The organism is Christiangramia aestuarii (assembly GCF_009735585.1).
In the GTDB taxonomy this organism is placed as follows: domain Bacteria; phylum Bacteroidota; class Bacteroidia; order Flavobacteriales; family Flavobacteriaceae; genus Christiangramia; species Christiangramia aestuarii.
Window position 1 is genome coordinate 468,411 of sequence record NZ_VJVW01000004.1, and the last position, 21,844, is coordinate 490,254.

The 21,844-nt window shown below is 42.7% G+C and carries 15 protein-coding genes; 12 read left to right on the forward strand and 3 right to left on the reverse strand.

Features of this window, described 5'->3' with window-relative positions; all coding sequences use genetic code 11:
* The first annotated feature begins 15 nt into the window (after positions 1–15).
* From FLP08_RS12510 to FLP08_RS12560, 11 genes are all read left to right on the forward strand, one after another.
* Positions 16–1,539: a beta-N-acetylhexosaminidase gene (locus FLP08_RS12510; protein ID WP_162431060.1), complete on the forward strand. Its 1,524-nt coding sequence runs from the start codon at positions 16–18 to the stop codon at positions 1,537–1,539.
* Positions 1,532–2,353, forward strand: a complete 822-nt coding sequence (gene murQ, locus FLP08_RS12515) for an N-acetylmuramic acid 6-phosphate etherase (RefSeq protein ID WP_156277076.1) — start codon at positions 1,532–1,534, stop codon at positions 2,351–2,353. The genes FLP08_RS12510 and murQ overlap by 8 nt, the downstream gene beginning before the upstream one ends.
* Before the next feature lie 64 nt (positions 2,354–2,417).
* Positions 2,418–3,473, forward strand: a complete 1,056-nt coding sequence (locus FLP08_RS12520) for a carbohydrate-binding family 9-like protein (protein ID WP_156277077.1) — start codon at positions 2,418–2,420, stop codon at positions 3,471–3,473.
* Positions 3,474–3,483: 10 nt separating this feature from the next.
* A complete protein-coding gene (locus tag FLP08_RS12525; protein WP_156277078.1) occupies positions 3,484–4,596 on the forward strand; it encodes a family 10 glycosylhydrolase in 1,113 nt (370 codons plus the stop codon).
* Positions 4,597–4,901: 305 nt separating this feature from the next.
* Positions 4,902–7,985, forward strand: a complete 3,084-nt coding sequence (locus tag FLP08_RS12530) for a SusC/RagA family TonB-linked outer membrane protein (RefSeq protein WP_156277079.1) — start codon at positions 4,902–4,904, stop codon at positions 7,983–7,985.
* A gap of 9 nt (positions 7,986–7,994) precedes the next feature.
* Positions 7,995–9,698: a SusD/RagB family nutrient-binding outer membrane lipoprotein gene (locus FLP08_RS12535; RefSeq protein ID WP_156277080.1), complete on the forward strand. Its 1,704-nt coding sequence runs from the start codon at positions 7,995–7,997 to the stop codon at positions 9,696–9,698.
* 79 nt (positions 9,699–9,777) lie between these two features.
* Entirely contained in the window at positions 9,778–10,908 is a 1,131-nt protein-coding gene (locus FLP08_RS12540) for a glycoside hydrolase family 18 protein (protein WP_156277081.1), read from the forward strand.
* A gap of 15 nt (positions 10,909–10,923) precedes the next feature.
* A complete protein-coding gene (locus FLP08_RS12545; RefSeq protein WP_156277082.1) occupies positions 10,924–12,543 on the forward strand; it encodes a glycoside hydrolase family 10-like protein in 1,620 nt (539 codons plus the stop codon).
* Entirely contained in the window at positions 12,544–13,992 is a 1,449-nt protein-coding gene (locus FLP08_RS12550) for a sodium:solute symporter (protein ID WP_156277083.1), read from the forward strand.
* A 6-nt stretch (positions 13,993–13,998) separates the two neighbouring features.
* Positions 13,999–15,018 (forward strand): dipeptide epimerase, encoded by a 1,020-nt coding sequence (locus tag FLP08_RS12555; RefSeq protein WP_156277084.1) that lies wholly within the window; start codon positions 13,999–14,001, stop codon positions 15,016–15,018.
* A 13-nt stretch (positions 15,019–15,031) separates the two neighbouring features.
* Complete coding sequence (locus tag FLP08_RS12560) at positions 15,032–16,255, forward strand: C40 family peptidase (protein WP_156277085.1); 1,224 nt, start codon at positions 15,032–15,034, stop codon at positions 16,253–16,255.
* A gap of 66 nt (positions 16,256–16,321) precedes the next feature.
* Here the strand turns inward: FLP08_RS12560 and FLP08_RS12565 are convergent, their stop codons facing one another.
* From FLP08_RS12565 to FLP08_RS12575, 3 genes are read right to left on the reverse strand one after another with little or no spacing between them, the layout of a single operon-like run.
* Positions 16,322–17,257 (reverse strand): N-acetylmuramoyl-L-alanine amidase, encoded by a 936-nt coding sequence (locus FLP08_RS12565; protein ID WP_156277086.1) that lies wholly within the window; start codon positions 17,255–17,257, stop codon positions 16,322–16,324.
* A 10-nt stretch (positions 17,258–17,267) separates the two neighbouring features.
* Positions 17,268–19,187: a glucosamine-6-phosphate deaminase gene (gene nagB / locus FLP08_RS12570; RefSeq protein ID WP_156277087.1), complete on the reverse strand. Its 1,920-nt coding sequence runs from the start codon at positions 19,185–19,187 to the stop codon at positions 17,268–17,270.
* Between the two features lie 25 nt (positions 19,188–19,212).
* Positions 19,213–20,481, reverse strand: a complete 1,269-nt coding sequence (locus FLP08_RS12575) for an ROK family transcriptional regulator (protein WP_156277088.1) — start codon at positions 20,479–20,481, stop codon at positions 19,213–19,215.
* A 225-nt stretch (positions 20,482–20,706) separates the two neighbouring features.
* Between FLP08_RS12575 and FLP08_RS12580 the strand changes: the two genes are divergently transcribed.
* Entirely contained in the window at positions 20,707–21,840 is a 1,134-nt protein-coding gene (locus FLP08_RS12580; protein WP_156277089.1) for an acyltransferase family protein, read from the forward strand.
* Positions 21,841–21,844: the final 4 nt, after the last annotated feature.

Sequence of the window (21,844 nt, forward strand, 5' to 3'; positions counted from 1 at the left end):
CTGAATTCTTTCGGCATGCAGCAAAAAGAAAAAAATGATCTTCCGGAACCTGCAATTATTCCGCTGCCACTGTCTGTAGAGTGGGGGCCGGCTAAGTACAGCATTCCTTCAGAAAATAAGATCTGTTACAATGCTGAAGCCGAAGCTTCCGTGAAGTGGGTCGAAAAACTATTAAATGGAGTAAATAAGGATTTTGAGGCTTCCGAAGGTAAAGATTGCGCAAACTGGAATTTGTATATCGACCCCAGCCTGGAAAAGGAACTGGGAAAGGAAGGTTACAAGCTAAAGGTTCACGAAGGAGGGATTTCTATGGAAAGCGCCACCGGGACCGGAATGTTCTATGCTATCCAGACCTTAAGGCAAATGTTTCCTGCCGGGATCGAGAGCGGTATGTTAAACTCTGAAGTTAACCTGAGGTTCGCAGATATCACAGACAGGCCTGAATATTACTGGAGGGGTAGCATGCTGGATATCGCCAGGAGCTTTCTATCCAAGGAATATATAAAGAAGCATATAGACAGGATGGCCCTGTACAAGCTGAATAGGTTGCACCTGCATTTAACCGATGACCAGGGATGGCGTATCGAGATAAAACAGTATCCTAAACTTACCGAAATAGGAGGGAAGGGAGCTGTTAAAAATGGTCGCTCCGGTTTCCTTAGCCGGGAAGATTACCTTGCTTTACAGGAATACGCTGCCCAAAGGAATATCATTATTATCCCCGAAATAGATATGCCCGGCCATATTTATGCCGCGCTGGCTTCCTATCCCGAGCTTAATTGTGACGAGAATAAGAATATAGATCCGAAAAGAGCTGTCCCGCCTGCTCTCTACAATGGCTATAATGTGGGTTGGACAAAACTATGCCTGGAAAATGAAGAAACTTACGATTTTGTAGATGCTATCATTAAGGAGCTGGCAGAGATCACTACCGGGCCCTGGTTACATATAGGAGGGGATGAGATTCAAGATCCGTTTTATGAGGAATTCATTAAAAAAGCTGATTCTATTGTTAGAAAATATGGGAAAGCAGCTATAGGCTGGGAAGAAAGTGCCAAGGCCGAACTAAGCGAAAGTTTTATCGTGCAGCGATGGAACGGCGAAACTCCAATTGCCGCAGATCAGGCGATTATAGATAGCTACTGTAAATTCTTTTACCTGGACCATGGCAATGTGCCCAACCAGGAGAATACCTATAAATGGTGTCGGAAAGAAGGCCTTAACCTAGAAACAGTTTACAGTTACCGAACAGAGGACAGCCGGGTAATAGGGGTGGAGGCACCGGTTTGGAGCGAACTGGTGATAAGTGACGATCGTGCAGATGACAGGCTGTGGCCTCGAAGCATAGCCGGAGCCGAAATTGGCTGGACTAAACAGGAGAAAAGAGATTTTCAGGATTTCACCAATAGATTGGCCAGACATTCTGCAAGATTGGAAGAACTTAATGTAAATTTTTATAAAAGCCCGGAAGTTAAATGGGAAACTAGGAGGGAAAAAGGAGTTTTCTCTGATAAACTTATAAATGAAGAAGATGAGTAAAAAAAGTCCGGATACCGAAAAGGCATCAAATTATGATCATCTTGAAAAGATGAACACGCTGGAGTTGCTTTCAAACATAAACAAAGAGGATCAGAGTGTTGCCGGAAATGTAAAGAAGCAGATCACATATATCGAAAAACTGGTAGACATCATTGTACCGAAAATTAAGGATGGTGGGAGGCTGTTCTATATAGGAGCTGGAACCAGCGGAAGGCTGGGAGTTCTGGATGCTTCAGAATGCCCACCGACTTTTGGGGTGAGTCCCGGTATAGTGATAGGTCTTATCGCCGGTGGCGATACCGCCCTGAGAAATGCGGTTGAAAATGCTGAGGACAATACCGAGCAGGCCTGGAAAGACCTGCAGGATTATGATATTACCACTAAGGATGTGGTAGTTGGGATTGCCGCTTCAGGCACTACCCCTTATGTGATAGGTGGGATCAAGGATTGCCGAAAGAATGGCATTATTACAGGATGTATCACCTGTAGTGCAGGAAGTCCGCTGGGAGAAGCAGCAGAGTATCCCATTGAAGTGGTTACTGGACCTGAATTTGTAACCGGAAGTACGCGAATGAAAGCAGGAACCGCCCAGAAAATGGTTCTTAATATGATCTCAACTTCGGTAATGATCAAACTGGGTAGGGTGAAAGGCAATAAGATGGTAGATATGCAATTATCTAATGATAAGCTGGTAGGCCGCGGCATACGCATGATCATGGAAGAGTTGGGAGTAGATGAGGGGAAGGCTTCAATCTTGCTTAGAGAACATGGTAGTGTTCGTAACGCGCTAAAAAATTATTCGAAGAATAAATAAATGCCAAAAGCGGGATTAGTAATTCCCGAAAGCTTTTATTCATTCTCAAGTTATTAAGCTAATAATGAATAAACCTATTTTTCTCTTTATTGCCTGTATATTTTTCGGGAATAGCCTTAATGCTCAAAATATACCCAGAAGCTATATTGCCTATCGCAGCTCTGAATCGATATTAATTGATGGACGTGCCGAGGAGTCTTCCTGGCAAAAGGCTTCTTTTTCTGAGGATTTTATCGATATAGAAGGGGTTAAAAAACCAAAATATCAAACCAATGTAAAAATGCTTTGGGATGATAACTACCTCTATTTTTATGCGAGAATTCAGGAGCCTCATATCTGGGCCACCTTGAAACAAAGAGATACTGTTATATTCTACAATAATGACTTCGAAATATTTATAGATCCAGATGGGGACACCTATAATTACATGGAATTCGAAATGAACGCTTTAAATACCGTTTGGGATCTCTTTTTAGTTAAACCTTATCGAGAACCGGCCCCGGTTATCGATGCTTGGGATTTTAAAGGTTTAAAATCTAACGTTCATATTGAAGGTACCTTAAATGATCCTTCAGATACAGACAAAAACTGGAGCGTAGAGGTAGCCATTCCCTGGGAAGTCATGGAAGAAGCCAACGTTTTTGGAAATGGTCATGAACATTCTTTCTGGCGTATCAATTTTTCCAGGGTAAACTGGGATTATCAGTTAGATGAGAAAACCTATTCCAGAAGGAAGAATGAAAATGGCGATTACCTGCCCGAATATAACTGGGTATGGTCCCCACAAGGCGTTATAAACATGCATGAACCTGAGCATTGGGGCTATGTTTATTTTTCTTCAAAAGAGGTAGGTGAAAAGGATGTTTTCGAAATTCCGAGAGATGAAAAAGTGAAATGGATACTGTATGAACTATACCGCACTTCCAGGAATTTTCAAAAAGACAGTCCTGACAAAATAAAAAGTTTGGAAAAACTAATAGTAAAACCTGTTAACATAGGAGATTTTCAGCTTACTCCAGAATTTGAAGAACATGTTTCGGGATGGAATATTAGTTTGGAAAGTCCCTTTTCAAAAATAAAATATTCCATAAACGAAGAAGGGAAGATCATTAAACTATAATCACGATCATATGAAACTTAACCATTTACTTTGCCTGGTAATTTCCCTGGGCCTGTTATCCTGTATCCAACAATCTGAAGCTTCAAAAACTACAAACCGTAATCTATCCAAACTAGAGCAGAAAAAAGAAGCCGACTTCAAGTTTTGGGTATGGACTGGAGCCAGTAAAGAACGCAGCGACTCAGCTTATACAGCAGAATATAAAAAGTATAGTGAGAATGGAATAGATGCAGTGCTAATAAATACAAATACAGATCCCGGGCTTCTGGCAAGGCTCACGCCATTAGCCAAACAGGAAGGTCTGGAAGTACATGCATGGATCATGGCAATGAATAGGCCAGGGGATAGCATAGCCTTACAGCACCCAGACTGGTATGCCGTAAGCCGTGAAGGAAATTCCACATTTGATAACCGGCCCTATGTAGATTATTACCAATGGTTATGTCCTACCCGGGAAGAATCACGAAATCATGTTTTAGGATTAGTGGAAGAGCTATCAAAAGTTGAAGATATTGAAAGTGTACATCTTGATTACATAAGATTACCCGACATTTTCCTTCCCGTTGGATTATTGCCGAAATATGACCTGAAGCAAGAGGAGGAGCTTGCAGAATTTGATTTCTGTTATTGTGAAGTATGCCTTTCAGAGTTTGAGAAAATGCATCATAAAGATCCCCGTAAAATGGAAAACCCCGCGTTGGATATAGAATGGAAACAATTTCGATTGAACCGTATTAAAGACGTGGTTGATGATGCATATGAAATTGTTCATAAAAATGGTAAGCAACTTACCGCTGCCGTTTTTCCCTATCCAGAAATGGCAGATCATATGGTAAGGCAGCGCTGGGATAAATGGAAAATAGACCAGGTATTGCCTATGATCTATCATAATTTTTACAATGAGGAATTAGACTGGATCGGTTTTGCCACTAGGCAGGGTGTAGAAGACCTGTCTGCAAAAGAAACAAAGCTACATACTGGTGTTTTTGTACCGGCTATGAATGGCGATCAGCTTAAAGAAGCTATTCTTCAGGCCAAAAATAATGGAGCAAAAGGGGTCTCATTTTTTGATGGTGGAGCACTAAAACCTGAACACCTCGAGGTTATTAAGGCGGTGAATTAGAGCATTTGGGATAACCAATCAATTTTTCTACCAATATTTTTAGCCTTTTCAGGTTAAGACTTGAACAATTACAAATCTCTCTGAAAAATAAATTAGTATATCTACATTTAGTTATATAAAAAAATTAAAAAAGTATATAAAATTTAATATAAAATTTTAAATTTACTTACCTAATCTATATATTAGTTCGTGTTTGTGCCTATAAAAAGGAAAATATTGATATTAATATATTAACTAAAATTAACTATCTAACTAATTCAATGAGCAAAATTAAAGCTCAGATTTATTCACTTAAACTAAAACCAATGGTCAAAAAATTACCTCTTACTCTGGTGGTGTTGTTTCTATTTTTCCAGAACCTCACTGCCCAGGAACAGGTTGTAACGGGAAATGTTACAGACGGGGAAACCGGGATGCCTCTCATGGGGGTCGCTATTGTTGAAAAAGGAACCAGCAATGGAGCGGTTACAGATTTTGATGGTAACTACACAATCGAGGTTTCTCCAAATGCAATTCTTGTATTTTCTATTATGGGATATGGATCACAGGAAATTCCGCTTGAAGGAAAAACAACTTTAGATGTGGTTATGTCTGTAGATGCCGAAGCTCTTGATGAAGTAGTGGTTACCTCTTTAGGTATAACCAGGGAGAAAAAATCTTTGGGTTATGCAGTAACAGAGCTCCAGTCTGAAGAGATCAACGAAGTTAAAGATTATAACGTTGCAAATTCCCTGGTAGGTAAGGTGCCAGGTTTGGTAGTAAACCAATCCAGCGGTGTTGGTTCTGGTTCTAGGATCACTATTCGTGGAAATAACACTCTTACAGGGAACAACCAGGCCCTGATCGTTGTTGATGGGATCCCGATAGATGCATCTGGGAATGAATCTGGCGGAAGCATTTTTAACAGTACCGTAACTGGTGGTGGTATCACAGATATAAATCCTTCAGATATCGAATCGATCTCCGTGCTAAAAGGTCCCAATGCAGCCGCTCTATACGGTTCTAGAGCTGCGAGCGGGGTAATATTAATCACTACCAAAAAAGGAAAGATGGGTAGAGGTCTTGGGATCTCTCTTAACTCAAACGTGGTTTTTGAAGATCCTATGTTCCTGCCAGAATTTCAAAATGAATATGGGCAGGGTACCCAGGGAGCTTATTATGCCGATCTAGATAATTTTGGAACCTCCTCCTGGGGTCCAAGATTTGACGGATCTGACCAGTTATACTACACTGGGGAACAAAGACCATATTCTGCAAAGCCAAATAACGTAGAAGATTTCTTTGAAACAGGCTTACAGGCAATAAATACTGTAGCTATAGACCAGGGGGGTGAGAATTTCAGTACTCGTTTTTCTTATACCAATAACTCTACCAGCGCAGTGTTGCCAAACTCAGATTTACAGAGCCATAACTTTAATCTTAGGGCACTGGTAGATCTTTCAGATAAACTTCATATTGATAGTAAGGCAACTTACTTTACCCAGGACCTGGATAACCGTGTGAATCTTGGTACCGAAGGTGTGCTGGCTTTCGTTTACCGAATGCCGAGAAACGTTAGGATATCAGACCTTAAAAAATACAAGCCTTCGTTATGGGCAGATCCTTCGATCTTTCCAGACGAGTATGCCGCGATAAGTTATGCAGGACAGAATAAAAGTACCGGTAACCCTTACTGGATGCTGAATGAGGACCAGAATGACGAACGTAGAGATCGTTTTCTCGGTTTTACCAAACTTACCTACGAATTCAATGACTGGCTTTCAGTTTTTGCAAGGGTAGGTGGGGATGTGACCAATTCCAGATCTGAGTATGTCCAGAACTATGGGCATCATTTCTTTTATACCGGTCGTTTGAACTACGGAACTTTTAAAAATACAGAGCTTAACGGAGATTTCCTGTTTACGGCAAATAAGGACATTACAGATAAATTTAATCTGGTGGCCAACCTGGGAGGGAGTTTGTCTAAAAGAACTTCTGAGGGCGTGATCGTAAGAGGTCAGGATTTCAGATTGCCTTCTAGGGTGTTTTTAAGTAACACCAATATCCAGACCAGTACACATAATCCGTTACAGATTAAAAAAGTGAATTCTTTATATGGGCAGTTGAGCCTTTCTTATGATGATCTTATTTACCTCGATCTAACTGGAAGGAATGACTGGTCTTCTACCCTCGCTGAAGATAATAGATCATATTTCTACCCTTCTGCCAGTTTATCTTTCCTTGCCGAAAGATTCATCGATCCAGATAAGAACTGGATGAACATGCTTAAAATTAGAGGTAGCTGGGCAGACGTTGGTAACGATACAGATCCCTACCAGTTATACCAGACCTTTAGTGTTCCTACCCAGGGATATCTTGGGCTGACTGTATTGAATGGTCCTGAGGTCAGGTTAAATCCAGATCTTAAACCTGAAAGTGTACAGTCTTCTGAATTTGGTATAGAATTCAACCTTTTTAATAACAGGTTGTACGGGGATTTCTCGGTTTATTCTATCAAGACCACCGATATGATCTATAATGTGCCGGTACCACCTGGAACAGGATTCACCTACTTCAAGGAAAATGTTGGAGAGGTTAAGAACAATGGTATAGAGGCAGTACTTGGCGGAACGCCTTTCCGTACCGAAAATTTCAAGTGGGAGACGTCGGTTAATTTCTCCAAAAATGAGAATGAACTGGTAGACCTAATCGAAGGTCTGGAAAGCCTGCCATTGAACTCGCTTGGGAACTTTTCAGTAAGAGCAAGTGTTGGTGGCGGAATTGGAGATCTTTACGGGACTACCTGGAAAACCAATGAAAATGGTGAAAGACTGGTAAATGCAGAGGGTATTCCTTTGGCTGGTGAAGTTGAAAAATTAGGAAATGCACAGCCGGAATGGATAGGTGGTTTTTCTAACACTTTTACACTTAATAACTGGAGCCTTAGATTCCTTATAGACGGAAGATTTGGTGGGGAGATCTACTCGGCAACATCATCTTATCTGGATGCCGCCGGGGTTTCAGAAAGAACCCTCGAATATAGAGAAGGTGGTGTGGTTGTGAATGCAATAAACGAAGGTACCGGTGAAGCAAATACCGAGGAGATCACCGCCCAGGAATACTGGGGAGCTTATTCTGGTATCACTTCCAACTATATCTACGACCAGACCAATGTGAGATTAAGAGAATTTGCCTTAAATTATAGATTCCCTTCAGATATGATCGATGCTATAGGATTGAACCAGGCTTCGATCGGGTTGATAGGAAGGAACCTATTCTTCTTATATAAGGATGCTGAAGATATAGATCCAGATTCTTCTATAGGTACGGGTCTTTCTGGACAGGGTATCTCCTTGAACAACGCACCAACTCTCAGAAGTTTTGGTCTGAATGTGAATATTAAATTTTAAAAAAGTATTATGAAAGGAATATTAAAAATCGTCAGCGGAAGCCTGCTACTTTTTGTCTTTTTGCTATCAGGCTGTTCAGACTTCGAAGAAATAAATACCAAACCGGATGCTTTTACCTCAGATGAGGTAAGTGCAAAGTACTTTTTAACCGGTTTGCAAATAGAACTATATGCTCCTAACAGGTTTCCTTACTGGAGAGCTCACCTGATCCATGCCGATCGCTTTGCCGGGCAGTTTACTTTCGGGTTTAATGGATGCTGGTGGACAGATGGCCTTGCCTACAGTTATAATGTGGGATATACAGATGCTTCTTACGCCTGGATGTCTGGGTACCTTGGAAAATTCAGTACTTACCAGAATTTTGTAAGACCTGGAGGAGAACTAGAAAATGATAAGTTTTATGCAATTGGCCTCATCATGAAGGGGCTTTACTACCAGATGTACACAGATACTTTTGGAATGGTGCCTTATTCTGAAGCCTCAAATCCAGACATCATTACTCCAAAATTCGATTCACAGGCCGAGATTTATCAGGGAGTGATCGCAGAGTTAGACGAAGCGATGAACATTATTGGTGATGAAACAGTAACTGGTGATGGTCTTGAATTCCTGGCAGAGAACGATCTTTTCTTCAATGGAGATCTTCAGAAATGGAAAAAACTGGCCAATACTCTTAAGCTGAGAATGGCCTTACGTGCACAGGGAGCTCCCGGAGCAGATTTTGCCGAGTCGGCTATTACGGCTGCCCTGCAGGATCCGTTGCTTTCTATGGAAGGTGATAATGCTTTGATGGAAAAGGATACTGAAATAGACCAGTTCGGGAATGCCGCTTACGGGGACATCTGGCATAACTTCGGAGGACTTGGTTCTAAATGGAAGATCGGAAAAACCCTTGTGGATTACCTAAGAGATAACAATGATCCAAGACTTCCTCATTATGCAGAGCCAATTATTGGCGGTGAGGTGACCTTTACCAGGCCTACAGAAGGAAATGGGGTAGCTTTATTCGATAAATATGTGGAATTCATTCTGGGAGAACTAGATAATGCAGGGGTGGAATATACAGAGAGTGGCTCAGCAGATGAGATTACCATTTCTGTTGCCGAAGGAGAGTATTACGTTGGTCAGCCTACCAGACTAAATGGAGATATCTATCCGCATGTTAAATATGAATTATTTTCGGCTCCGGCAGATTGGGTAGTAAACCCTAAGAATAGCGGATCTCCTATATTCCCCGAGGTAGTAATGACTGCTGCTGAAGGTAATTTTCTACAGGCTGAGGCAGCTGTAAAAGGATTTGGCTCGGGAGACGCGCAGGCTTTTTACGAAGAAGGTCTTAGACAGGCCATGCTAATGTGGAATGTAGATGAAGGGGCTATTTCTGAATTCCTTGCCAACGAGGATATGGCTCAACTGGATGGAAGTATGGAAGAGAACCTTGAAAAGATCGCTATCCAGAGGTGGATCGCTGCTTATACTGATGGGTTTGAAGCCTGGGCAATTGTTCGTGATACAGGATACCCGGCTGAACTTGCCAATGGCGTTTCAGATTACGACTTATATTCAGCAGGAACTCTAAACGGTGAGTATCCTCAGAGAATGAGATACGGTAATGTTGAGTATAATACCAACGGGGCTAACCTTCAGGAAGCAATTCAGGAACAGGGACCAGATGAGCAGGGAACTGAACTGTGGTGGTCTGCAGGGAACTAGTTAAAATTGGGATTAGCAAAAAAGATCGTCAATTCGTTTTTTGACGATCTTTTTTATTTAGACCTTTAAATAATCTAAAATGAAAAGATCTCTTTTACTTCTGGTTTTATTGATAGTTCTATGCTCTTATTCCTGTAATCAGGATAAACGGGAAAAGACCGAATCTAAAAATTACAAAGCTGAAAAAATCAATGATTTTAAGGTAATAGCTTACTGGACAGGTTCAGGAAAAATAGAAAAAGAAAAAATAAATCAGCTTGACCAGGTAATTTATAGTTTTCTTCATCTTAAGGGAAACCGACTTTTCGTTGAAGCCAGGGATTCGATTAAACTCAGATATCTAAATGCACAAAAAGAGATCAACCCGGGACTAAAAGTTCTTATCTCATTAGGCGGATGGGGTGGTTGTGAAACTTGCTCAGAGGTTTTTGAAACTGATTCAGGAAGAAGAGAGTTTGCTCAATCTGTAAAGGATCTCATGAAAGTATATGATGCAGATGGAATAGACCTGGATTGGGAGTATCCCGCCATAGCAGGTTTTGAGGGTCATGCCTATAAACCTCAAGACCGGGAAAATTTCACCCTTTTAATAAAGGAGTTACGTTTCCAGCTAGGCGAAGAGGCGATTATTAGTTTTGCAGCCGGGGGTTTCAGGAATTATCTTTTGAATTCCATTGAGTGGGAGAAGCTAATGCCATTAGTGAATAATGTGAATGTGATGACCTATGATATGGTGGGAGGAGGAAGTTCCAGAACCGGGCATCACACCGCTTTGTTTTCCACCAGAGATCAACCCAGGTCAGCAAATGCTACCATAAAATATCTGGATTCTATCGGAGTGTCATCGGAAAAAATTGTGCTTGGTGCAGCATTCTATGCCAGGGTCTGGGAAAAGGTAAAAGCCGAAAATAATGGTTTGTATCAATCGGGAGTTTTTAAAGAGTCAGTTCTTTACAGGGATCTGGATACCTATAAAAATAAGCTCTCGAATGCTAAAGTTTTCTGGGATTCTGAAGCTCAGGCTCCATATATTTATAGCGCAGAAAATGAAGTTTTTGTAACCTACGATGATTCACTATCTGTTTCCCTTAAAACAAATTACGCCCTGGAAAATAATTTGGGCGGGATCATGTTCTGGAGATTATCTGGAGACAAACCTGCTGGATTACTGGATGTGATAGAAAGGGAAGTAATGAATTTTAAAGATTAATACCCAAACTGAATAATGAACAAAATAACCCGCTTTACGGCTGCAGCAGCGATTTTGCTGCTTAGCTTCAACTCTTGCAAGACCACTAAACCTGCTGTGGAAACGCCTCAAGAAGAAACCGTGGTGCAGGATACCATCGTCTCTACTGAAAATCCCGAGGTGATTCCTGAGGTACCTGAAAAGGTCGTTCCGGTAGCAAAAAAGGAGAAAATCAATCCTCCCTTGAATATTGGGGAGTTCAGGGCAGCCTGGGTGGCAACGGTAGCTAATATCAACTGGCCCAGCAAGAGCGGACTCTCTACCTACCAGCAGCAACAGGAAGCCTTGAAACTGCTGGATTTCCTGCAATCGCATAATTTTAATGCGGTGATCTTCCAGGTAAGACCACAGGCAGATGCGCTTTATCAAAGTAACCTGGAACCCTGGTCTTATTTCCTATCAGGGGAACAGGGAAAAGCTCCTGAGCCCTTCTACGATCCGCTTGATTTCTGGATTAAGGAAGCTCACAAAAGAGGCCTGGAGCTACATGTATGGCTTAATCCTTACCGCGCTCACCATACCACAGGAGGAGAGATTACCAATACCTCTATTATCAAAAAGAAACCTGAACTGGCCGTAAAACTTGAGAACGGAATGTGGTGGATGGATCCCGCCAAGGAAGAAACCCAGGACCACGCTTCAGCGGTAGTGATGGATATCGTGAAGAGGTACGATATAGATGGGGTGCATTTTGACGATTACTTCTATCCTTACGATTCTTACAATAACGGCAAGGATTTCCCCGATGAAAAAACTTATGCTGAATATAAAGCAGGTAACGGTAAACTTCTGAAAGCCGACTGGAGGAGAGACCAGGTGAACAGGTTCGTTAAAATGATCTATGACGAGATCAAGGCGGAGAAACCATTCGTGAAATTCGGATTAAGCCCCTTTGGGATCTGGAGGCCCGGTTATCCCCAGTCTGTTACCGGTTATGATCAATACGAAAAATTATATGCCGATGCCAGGTTATGGCTTAACGAAGGCTGGATAGACTATTTCACGCCTCAGTTGTACTGGCAGATCAATCAATATGGCCAAAGCTTTCCTGAATTGCTTGGCTGGTGGGAATCTGAAAATACCCAAAACCGCCACCTCTGGCCTGGGATCAATGTTGGCCTTGGCGGAGATGAAAAGAACATAGATGAAACCATCAACCAGATCATGATCACCAGGGGAATGCTTCCAGAAAGCAGGGGGACGGTTCACTGGAGCGTAGGTCCCTTGATGAAACATGAGAACCTGGCGAAAGCACTTGTAGAGGGACCATACCGCAAAAAAGCACTGGTACCGGCAAGTCCCTGGCTGGATGATACCGCTCCCGAAATTCCCGAAATGAGCACTGGTATTCAAAACGATCGTCTTCAGATGAACTGGACCTCCCAGCAGCCTGAAGATGTTTCAAAATATGTGCTTTGGTTCAAATATGAAGAAGGAAAATGGGATTATAAGATCCTGGATGGATCAGTCACAAATTTCAGCCTTCAGTATATCGTGGGTGATAAAAAAAGAGCCCTGGATAAAGTTGGGCTTACTGCTGTAGACCGCCTGGGCAACCAAAGCGATTTTAAAGAAATAGACCTAAAAAAGACCTAAATGACGCCATTACTGGTTTTTGGAGTGATCGCAGTATATTTCCTGGTTTTACTAGGAATTAGCCATTTCACTTCTAAAAAAGCTGATAATAATACCTTTTTCACGGCTAACCGGCAATCTCCCTGGTACCTGGTCGCCTATGGGATGGTGGGTGCCTCCCTTTCCGGGGTGACCTTTATTTCGGTGCCTGGGGAAGTGGGGAATTCTAACTGGACCTATCTGCAGTTCGTGATGGGGAACATGGTTGGTTACGCGGTCATCGCATTTGTTCTTATTCCCTTGTTTTATAAGCTAAGGCTGGTTTCCATATATGAATATCTTAAAGACAGGTTCGGGCAGCGATCTTACTATACCGGTTCTGTTTTTTTCCTCATCTCCCAGACCATTGGGGCCTCTTTCAGGTTATTTTTAGCTGCGGTAGTATTGCAGATCGCCTTTTTTGATGCTTTCGGAATTCCATTTTTCGTCACCGTTCTGGTAACGATTTTGCTCATCTGGCTCTATACCTTCAGGGGTGGGATAAAGACCATCGTCTGGACAGACACCTTGCAAACCACCTTTTTATTACTGGCGGTGGTGATCAGTATCTATATGATCGTCGACCAGATGGGACTTGGTTTTTCAGAAATGATCACCACGGTCTCTGAAAGTAAAATGTCTAAGATCTTCGACTGGGACTGGAGGTCTAACAGGAATTTCTACAAGACCTTCCTGGCAGGTATTTTCATCACCATAGCCATGAACGGGCTGGACCAGAACGTGATGCAGAAGAACCTCACCTGTAAGAACCAAAAGGAAGCCCAGAAGAATATTTTCTGGTTTTCCATCACTTTTTTCGTTTCCACGGTGCTATTCCTTTCCTTGGGTGTGCTGCTTTACAAATTCGCCATGGACCAGGGGATAAGTATTCCGGAAAGGAGCGATGACCTTTACCCTTTGCTGGCTTTGAACCATTTTGGTATTTTGGCCGGGATCGTCTTTCTTTTAGGGATCATTGCCGCGGCATTTTCCAGCGCCGATTCTGCCCTAACCGCTTTAACCACCTCTTTTTGTGTGGATATCCTGGATCTGCCGAATAAAAAAACACATCAGAAAAGAACCCGTTTGTGGGTGCATATCGGGTTTACCATGCTCATGTTCCTGGTGATCATTATCTTTAATAGCCTCAACGATTCAAGCGTGGTGAGTGCCGTGTTCAAGGTTGCCGGGTTTACCTACGGGCCATTGCTGGGATTATTCGCCTTCGGATTGCTGAACAGACGGGCGGTAAAAGATAGATATGTTCCAGTTATATGTATTCTGGCACCCATAATTTCGGTCATTCTCGATCAGAATTCGGTGGCCTGGTTCAATGGTTACCAGTTCGGATTTGAGATCCTTCTGGTAAATGCAGGGCTTACTTTTGTCGGCCTTTGGATGAATCATAATAAGTCTGTTAACCCGAAATAGAACTAAATGAAGATAGACTACAAAAGCTTTAACCTGGAATTGAAGAATACCTTTACCATAAGCCATGGTTCTCGTGATTACCAGCCTACGCTTATTGTGGTCCTATCCGATTCAGGTTATACGGGTTATGGGGAAGCCGCCGCTACGGTCTATTATGGCGTGAGCGTCGAAAAAATGATCGCTTCCATAAGGTCTGTGGAACCCATTATCGCTGAAAACATACAGAAAACTCCCGAAGAATTGTGGGAGCTTACCTTTCCGCATTTAAAAAATGATCCCTTTGCGCAGTGTGCTTTAGATATGGCGATGCACGACCTGCATGGGAAAAGAAATGGCCAGCCGCTGTATAAAATGTGGGGCCTGGATAATTCCCGGGTGCCCCTTACGAATTATACCATTGGCATAGATACGGTAGAGAATATGGTAAAAAAGATCAGGGAATTTCCCTGGCCTTTATATAAGATAAAACTGGGAACAGATGACGATATCGCCATTGTAAAGGAACTGCGGAAACATACCGATTCTATTTTCAGGCTGGATGCCAACGCTGCCTGGACCGCAGAGCAGGCCATAGGCAATAGCGAAGCCCTGAAAGACCTGAACGTTGAATTCCTGGAGCAGCCTTTAAACCCTAAAGATACTCTGGGCATGGAGGCTTTATACAAACATTCCAGGCTCCCGGTGATCGCAGATGAAAGCTGTATCGTGGAAGCCGATGTAGAAAAATGTGCGCCCTATTTTCACGGGGTGAACATAAAGCTAACTAAATGTGGCGGACTCACCCCGGGTAGAAGAATGATAAAAAAAGCCCGTGAACTGGGACTTAAGGTCATGGTGGGTTGTATGACCGAGTCCACCGTATCCATGTCGGCCATTGGACAGCTTTTACCTATGCTGGATTATGTAGATATGGATGGAGCTTTGCTTATTAGGAATGACATCGCAGATGGAGTCAAGGTTTATGACGGCAAAGTTCATTATCCCAATCGTAACGGGACCGGAGCGAAATTATTTAAATTTGAATAAATTTTTGAAAACGATGAATATCAAACTGCATATTATTAGCGTGCTGGCTTTATTGGTGCTTGTGGGTTGTGAGGAGAAAGCTGAAAAGGAAGGCCTGAACCAGGCCGAAGAGATGATCGCTGAAGTAAGCGAAAAGCATGCTCCAGATAAGCGAGTGGCCCTTTTTGACATAGAGGCGGTGAAAAAAGACAATTCCTTTGTGCTGAAAGGAGAATCCAATATGCCTGAAGCGGTAGAGGAGCTTCGGGAAAAAATGCGAGCTCAGGATCTTGAATTCAGGGACAGTATCAATCTTCTGCCAGATTCAGAAGGCCTAGAAGGAAAGACCATGGGCGTGGTGAAGATCTCTGTGGCCAATCTTCGTGATGAGCCAAAACATTCAGCACAGCTGGTTACCCAGGCAACCCTTGGAATGCCTTTAAAGGTCTATAAAAAAGAAGGGAGCTGGTATTATATCCAGACACCAGACGGATATCTGGCCTGGGTGGATTATGGCGGTATCGCCAATATGAGCGAGCAGGAGTTCTCCAACTGGAAATCTGCTGAAAAGCTTATCTACCTAAAACCTTTCGGAAGTTCTTATGAAAAGGCTGATGAATCCTCGCAGAGCGTTTCAGACCTGGTTGCCGGGGATATATTAGAGCTTCTAAGCGATGAAAATAAATTTTACAGGGTCAAGTATCCCCAGGGGAAAGAAGCTTATGTAGCGAAGTCTGAAGCTAAACCTTACCAGGAATGGCTTTCTTCCCTCGAAATGGAAAAGAAAGATTTGGTTGAAACTTCCAAAAAGTTAATGGGATTACCATATTTATGGGGAGGAACTTCTCCTAAGGGAGTTGATTGCAGCGGATTTACTAAAACCGTCTATTTCCTTAACGGAATTGTCTTGCCAAGGGATGCCTCGCAGCAGGTGCATACTGGTAAACTGGTGGACACTACCAGGAATTTTGAAAAGCTTATCCCAGGTGATCTGCTGTTCTTCGGAAGACCGGCGACCGATTCAACCTCAGAAAAAGTAGTGCATGTAGGAATGTGGATAGGGGATAACCAGTTTATTCATTCTATGGGCGATGTACATATCAGCAATATGGATAGCACAGCATCAGATTTTGACGAATATAATTATAACAGGTACCTAAGGACCAAAAGGGTATTCAACCAGGAAGATGAAAAACTGCTCTACCTGAAGCAAAAGGATATATTCACCAATGGCGGAAACCAGGGAGCTGCAGAATAAGAGATTTTATAATTAGTAGTTTAGTTGTTAGTTAGAAAGGTCTCCTGAATTGCGAGACCTTTTCTTTTATAAATATTTCTGGTAAAGATCGTATAACACCTTGGTCTGGTCCTCGCTCAGGTAGGGGTTATCCATATCTTCCTGTATAAAATGCAGTTTAAATGCTTTGATCGCAGAGTCCAAATCTGAAACATCATAGCCAATGATCTTAAGTGCCATACAATGATCAAAACTGGCCGGAACCACCTGCGGGAACATATATTTTTCCAGGAATGGCAGAGCATACCTGTCCGGCTGCAATTCAAATCCTTCCGGAAATTGCCCGTAAAATTCATGGTCCATTTTTAGTTTTGCAACCTCGGCTTCATCATACCAGAGTCCGTAACCCTCTTCAGCCAGTCTTTTCCAGGGGAAATTAGCATTAGGATCCACCTTTCGGCTTGGCGCGATATCTGAATGTCCTATGAAATTCTTCGCCGGGATATTATATTTTTTCTTTAGTTGTTCCAAAACGTCCATCAGGCTGTTTATCTGGGCTTCCGTAAATTCTTCTGATCCATTATTGTCCAGCTCGATCCCGATAGAGGAAGAATTGAGGTCTGTGTTGTTCCCCCACATACCCACGCCTCCGTGCCATCCGCGGAAATAGTCATTCAGCATATGGTAGATGTCTCCTTCCCTGGAAATGACGTAATGCGCGCTCACCTGGGCTCTGGGCAGGGTAAAGGTTTTAAGAGTCTGCTCCACAGAATCCTGGGCCGTGTGATGTATCACTACATAATTTGGTTTGCGCAGGTTAAAATTGGTGGTGCCTACGGCATACTCGCCATAGTTGAGGCTGTCGGTCTTTTTATCCTTTTTGGGGCTGAATTCAGTAAGCTCTTTTGCGAAATCCTTACTTCTTTTCTTGTAATACCTGTTGGTTTTCGAATACGGGTTCGAGGCACAGGAAACTACCAATACCGCAAGGATGATATAAGCTAAATATACCAGTCGGTTCATTTCTATGCTTTTAGTAATCCCAGCGAACAAAAGCTTCCATTGCCTCGTAATTGGCCAGGCCAAGGTCATGGTATTTCACAGCGGTCTCGCGATTCCTTTCTTCAGCTCTTACCCAGAATTCCCTTTCATCATCACCCGGGAACACTGGTCTGTCTTTTTGTGACTGGTGCTGAAAGATGGCATGCCTTTTTCGCTGAACTTCCTGTGGTGATAGTGGCACGGCCATTTCGATCTCGTGAACCTGGAACTCTTCCCAGGCGCCTCGATATAGCCAGAACCAGCAGTCTTTCACCCAGCTTTCGGTCTTTTTTAGTCGTTTCAGGGCTTCCAGGACAATGCGGAAACAGGTGATATGAGTACCATGTGGATCGGCAAAATCACCTGCTGCAAAGACCTGGTGAGGTTTGATCTTCTGAAGCAGTTCCATGGTAAGCTGGATGTCTTTATCGGTCACCGGATTTTTCTTTCGCTTGCCCGTTTCGTAAAAAGGAAGCGCCATAAAGTGTATATGGTCATCCTTAAGCCCGGCATATCTCGCCCCGGCGATCGCTTCGGTCTTTCTTATAAAACCTTTTACCTCCTGAATCTCTTCCAGGTCTATATCGTTAGGCTGTTTTGTTTTAAGGAATTCACGCATCTTTTCGTAGATAGCCGTAAACTTTGAAGTATCCTCTCCAATACTTGTCTTAAAATCTATAGCGAATTCCATATACCTGAGCACGTCTGTATCCCAAACTGCGGTATTACCTGAAGTCTGGTAAGCTACATGAACATCGTGCCCCTGGTCTACGAGACGAATAAAGGTTCCGCCCATGGAGATGACATCGTCATCTGGATGTGGACTAAAAATGAGGGAGCGCTTATGTGAAGGCTCTTTTCTTTCCGGTCTCTGGGAATCATCGGCATTTGGCTTACCTCCGGGCCACCCGGTGATGCTGTGTTGTAACTGGTTAAAGACGTTGATATTGATGTCGTAGGCAGGTCCCTGTTCTGTCGCCAGCTGGGCCATGCCGTTAGAATTATAATCTTCTTCGGTTAATTTAAGAATAGGCTTTTTGGTGGTTTCAGATAACCAGATGACCGCTTTTTTAATGAGCTGCGGTGTCCAGTTACAATCTTTTACCAGCCATGGCGTATCGAACCTGGTAAGTTCTGAGGCTGCGTCTTCATCCAGGATGAACTCAACATTATCTGATAACTGCAGGAAAGTTGCCGGTACGTTAGAAGAGATCTCTCCTTCTACCGCTTTCCTGATAATTGGAGCTTTTTTCTTGCTCCAGGCCATCAGGATGATCTCTTTAGCCTTGAAAATGGTCCCGATGCCCATGGTTATGGCCTTGGTAGGTACATTTTCCTTACCTCCAAAGTCCCTGGAGGCATCCCGGCGGGTAAGGTCGTCCAGGGTCACCAGCCTGGTACCTGAATTGGGAGCAGAACCGGGTTCGTTAAAACCTATATGTCCCGTTCTACCAATTCCAAGGATCTGCAGGTCCAACCCACCAACTTCAGAGATCTTCTTTTCATAGTCCAGGCAATAGTCTGCGATCTCCTCTTTTTTTAAAGTACCATCGGGGATATGAATATTTTCCCTTTTAATGTCTATATGATCAAAAAGCTGCTCATCCATGAAGCGTACATAGCTTTGCTTGGCTTCGGGATGCATGGGGTAATATTCATCCAGGTTGAATGTGATCACGTTTTTGAAACTAAGTCCCTCTTCCTTATGCATTCTGGCAAGTTCTTCATAAACCTCTACGGGAGTAGCTCCGGTTGCGAGACCTAAAACCGCATTTTCGCCTTTTTCCTGTTTGGCGGTAACGATATCTGCGATCCTTCGCGCAACTTTTTGGGAAGCTATATGCTCGTCTTTATAAACGCTTACCGCAAGCTTTTCAAAACGGGTCTCTTCTAATAGGTTTAATCTTGCCATTTTTTCTAAGGTTAAATTGTTCTGTTTAGGTTTCGGCTTTCAGCTTGGCTACCTGGTCCTTGAATACCTCTTCCATAACAGCGATCGTACCTCCGAACAAACTGGAATTAGAGCCCAGGTTAGACAGTTCTATCTGTGTCTTTTCCTTAAGCTGCATCATGCAATAAGTGTTGGTAGATTGCTGAATAGGTGTGGTGATAAATTGTTTTGCCTGCGCGATCTCGCTTTCCAGGATTATAAGTTCAGGGTTGAAGATCTGTATAAGGATGGCGATACCCTTGCCCAGGCTAATGCCGATATCAGATAAAAGGTTGATCGCAAACTGGTCGCCTTTATTGGCTGCCTGAATGATCACCCTTGGATCCATTTTTTCAAAATCTTCTCCTGTAAGGTCGTTCAGGATAGAGGTCTGGCCCTTTTCAAGACCTTCCTTTGCTTTTCTTACCAGGGCAAGGCCAGAAGCTTCGGTCTCAAGACAACCTCTCTTTCCGCAGTGGCAAAGCAAACCATCTTCTACCATAGGGATATGACCAAATTCGCCGGCAAAACCGGAGTGGCCCGTATGCATTTTGCCACCCATGATTATTCCCAGGCCAATTCCCCAGTCCATGGAGATCACCAGTACGTTTTCCTTGTCCTTGGCCTTCCCGAACCTGTATTCGGCGAGGCAGGCACTTTTAGAGTCATTCAGAATTACGACCGGTTTTTTGAACCGCTTTTCAAATTTTTCCTGAAGGGATTCCGGTTCCTGCTCTGTAAGATAATAGGTAAAGTTCTTTCCTTCGGTGGTTGATACCAGGCCAGGCATGCTGATCCCGATACCCAGGAGTTTATCCACATCTATGCCTGAAGTTTGTATGAACTCATCTGCTTTTTCATATAGGAAATCAACGATATTCGATTTCGGGGAAATTTCTGTTTCTATGGTTTCCTCGGTAATTATGGAATGATTGTTATCTGTGATGGCGATCTTGATCTTAAATCGCTTGATATGTATGCTTAGTACAAAAAAGGATTGCTCTTTGAGGCCATAAAGATCGGGTTTCCTACCGCCTTCAGATTTTCCCTGGCCGGCCTTTACCACGATACCTTTGTCCATTAAGGTGTTTATCAGGGACATGGAGGTGGGCAGGCTAATATTGAATTTTGAGCATATTTCGGCATTGGAAGTGCTTCCGTTAAGAAAAAGATATTTTACGATCTTTATCTTTTGCAGATACCTTTTCCTGTCGACATTACTAATGTCTTTAAGGACATCCTTGGTTATGAGGAAATCGTTTAAGTTTTTAGTCATAAGATTAGTTGAGAGTTTTATAAATCAGCTCAAAATACTTTCAAATATTTAAATCTCCCAAAGCAATAATTAAAATTATAAAAAAAGGTCTCAATTAAAAAGCAATTAATTAAAAATTTTATTTAAGATAATTAAGTTAGTAAAAAAATATACTTTTATATAGTTATTTATTGGTTTATTCATGGAATGAATTAATTGATTTTACTTGGAAAAATGAATGCTCTTATGCCGGAACCTACATTAGAAAAGCAGCGATACCTTGCCCTGGACGTATTAAGGGGTCTAACGATTGCGCTTATGATCCTGGTGAACACGCCGGGTAGCTGGTCTACTATATATGCACCTTTTAAACATGCCGCCTGGCACGGGTTCACTATCACAGACCTTGTTTTTCCTACCTTTTTGTTCGTGGTGGGGAACGCTGCCAGCTTTAGTTTACGTAAATATGAGCACGGGTCTGATTCCGGATTTTTAAAGAAGGTCCTTAAACGAAGCCTCATCATTTTCGTGATTGGTCTTCTTTTGAACGCATTTCCATTCGTGACACGTGAGGCAGGGGAGCTGGTTCTAAAGGATTTTTCAAATCTCAGGATCATGGGCGTTCTGCAAAGGATCGCCCTGTGCTATTTGTTTGGATCTATCCTCCTGCATTATCTTAGAACAAAGCAAATAGTCATCCTGAGTGTCTTGATCCTTCTGGCATACTGGGGCATTATGTGGTATTTTGGAACCCACCCAGGTCCATATAGCCTGGAACACAATGCGGCATTAAAGTTCGATTTGCTTATTTTTCGTCCGGAAAACCTGTGGAGAGGTTTTGGGATGGCCTTTGATCCCGAGGGGTTATTAAGTACTCTGCCGGCAATAATCAATGTTATCGCGGGTTATATTGCAGGGAAGTTCATTCAGAGATCGGGAAATAATTTTACCACGGTTTGGAAATTGGCCGTAGCGGGTGTGATTTTATTGATCGTGGCCATGCTGTGGTCACCCTATTTCCCAATAAATAAAGGTATCTGGACCAGTACGTTCGTACTTTACAGCACCGGTTGGGACCTGTTGTTACTTGGTTTGCTTATCATGGTTATCGAGATCTTCAACCTGAAAAAATGGACCTACTTCTTCCAGGCCTTTGGCAGGAACCCCCTGTTCATTTTTATAATGTCTGGAGTGGTTGTAATGCTAATGGCAGTGATCTATATTGGTGGTGAATCTTTAAAATTGTGGTTGTACCAGAATCTTTATCTCAGCTGGTTAACTGATTATAATGCCTCATTGGCTTTTGCCATTAGTTATATGTTACTGATGTGGCTGCTGGGATACCTGCTGGACAGGAAAAAGATCTATATAAAAGTTTAAGAAT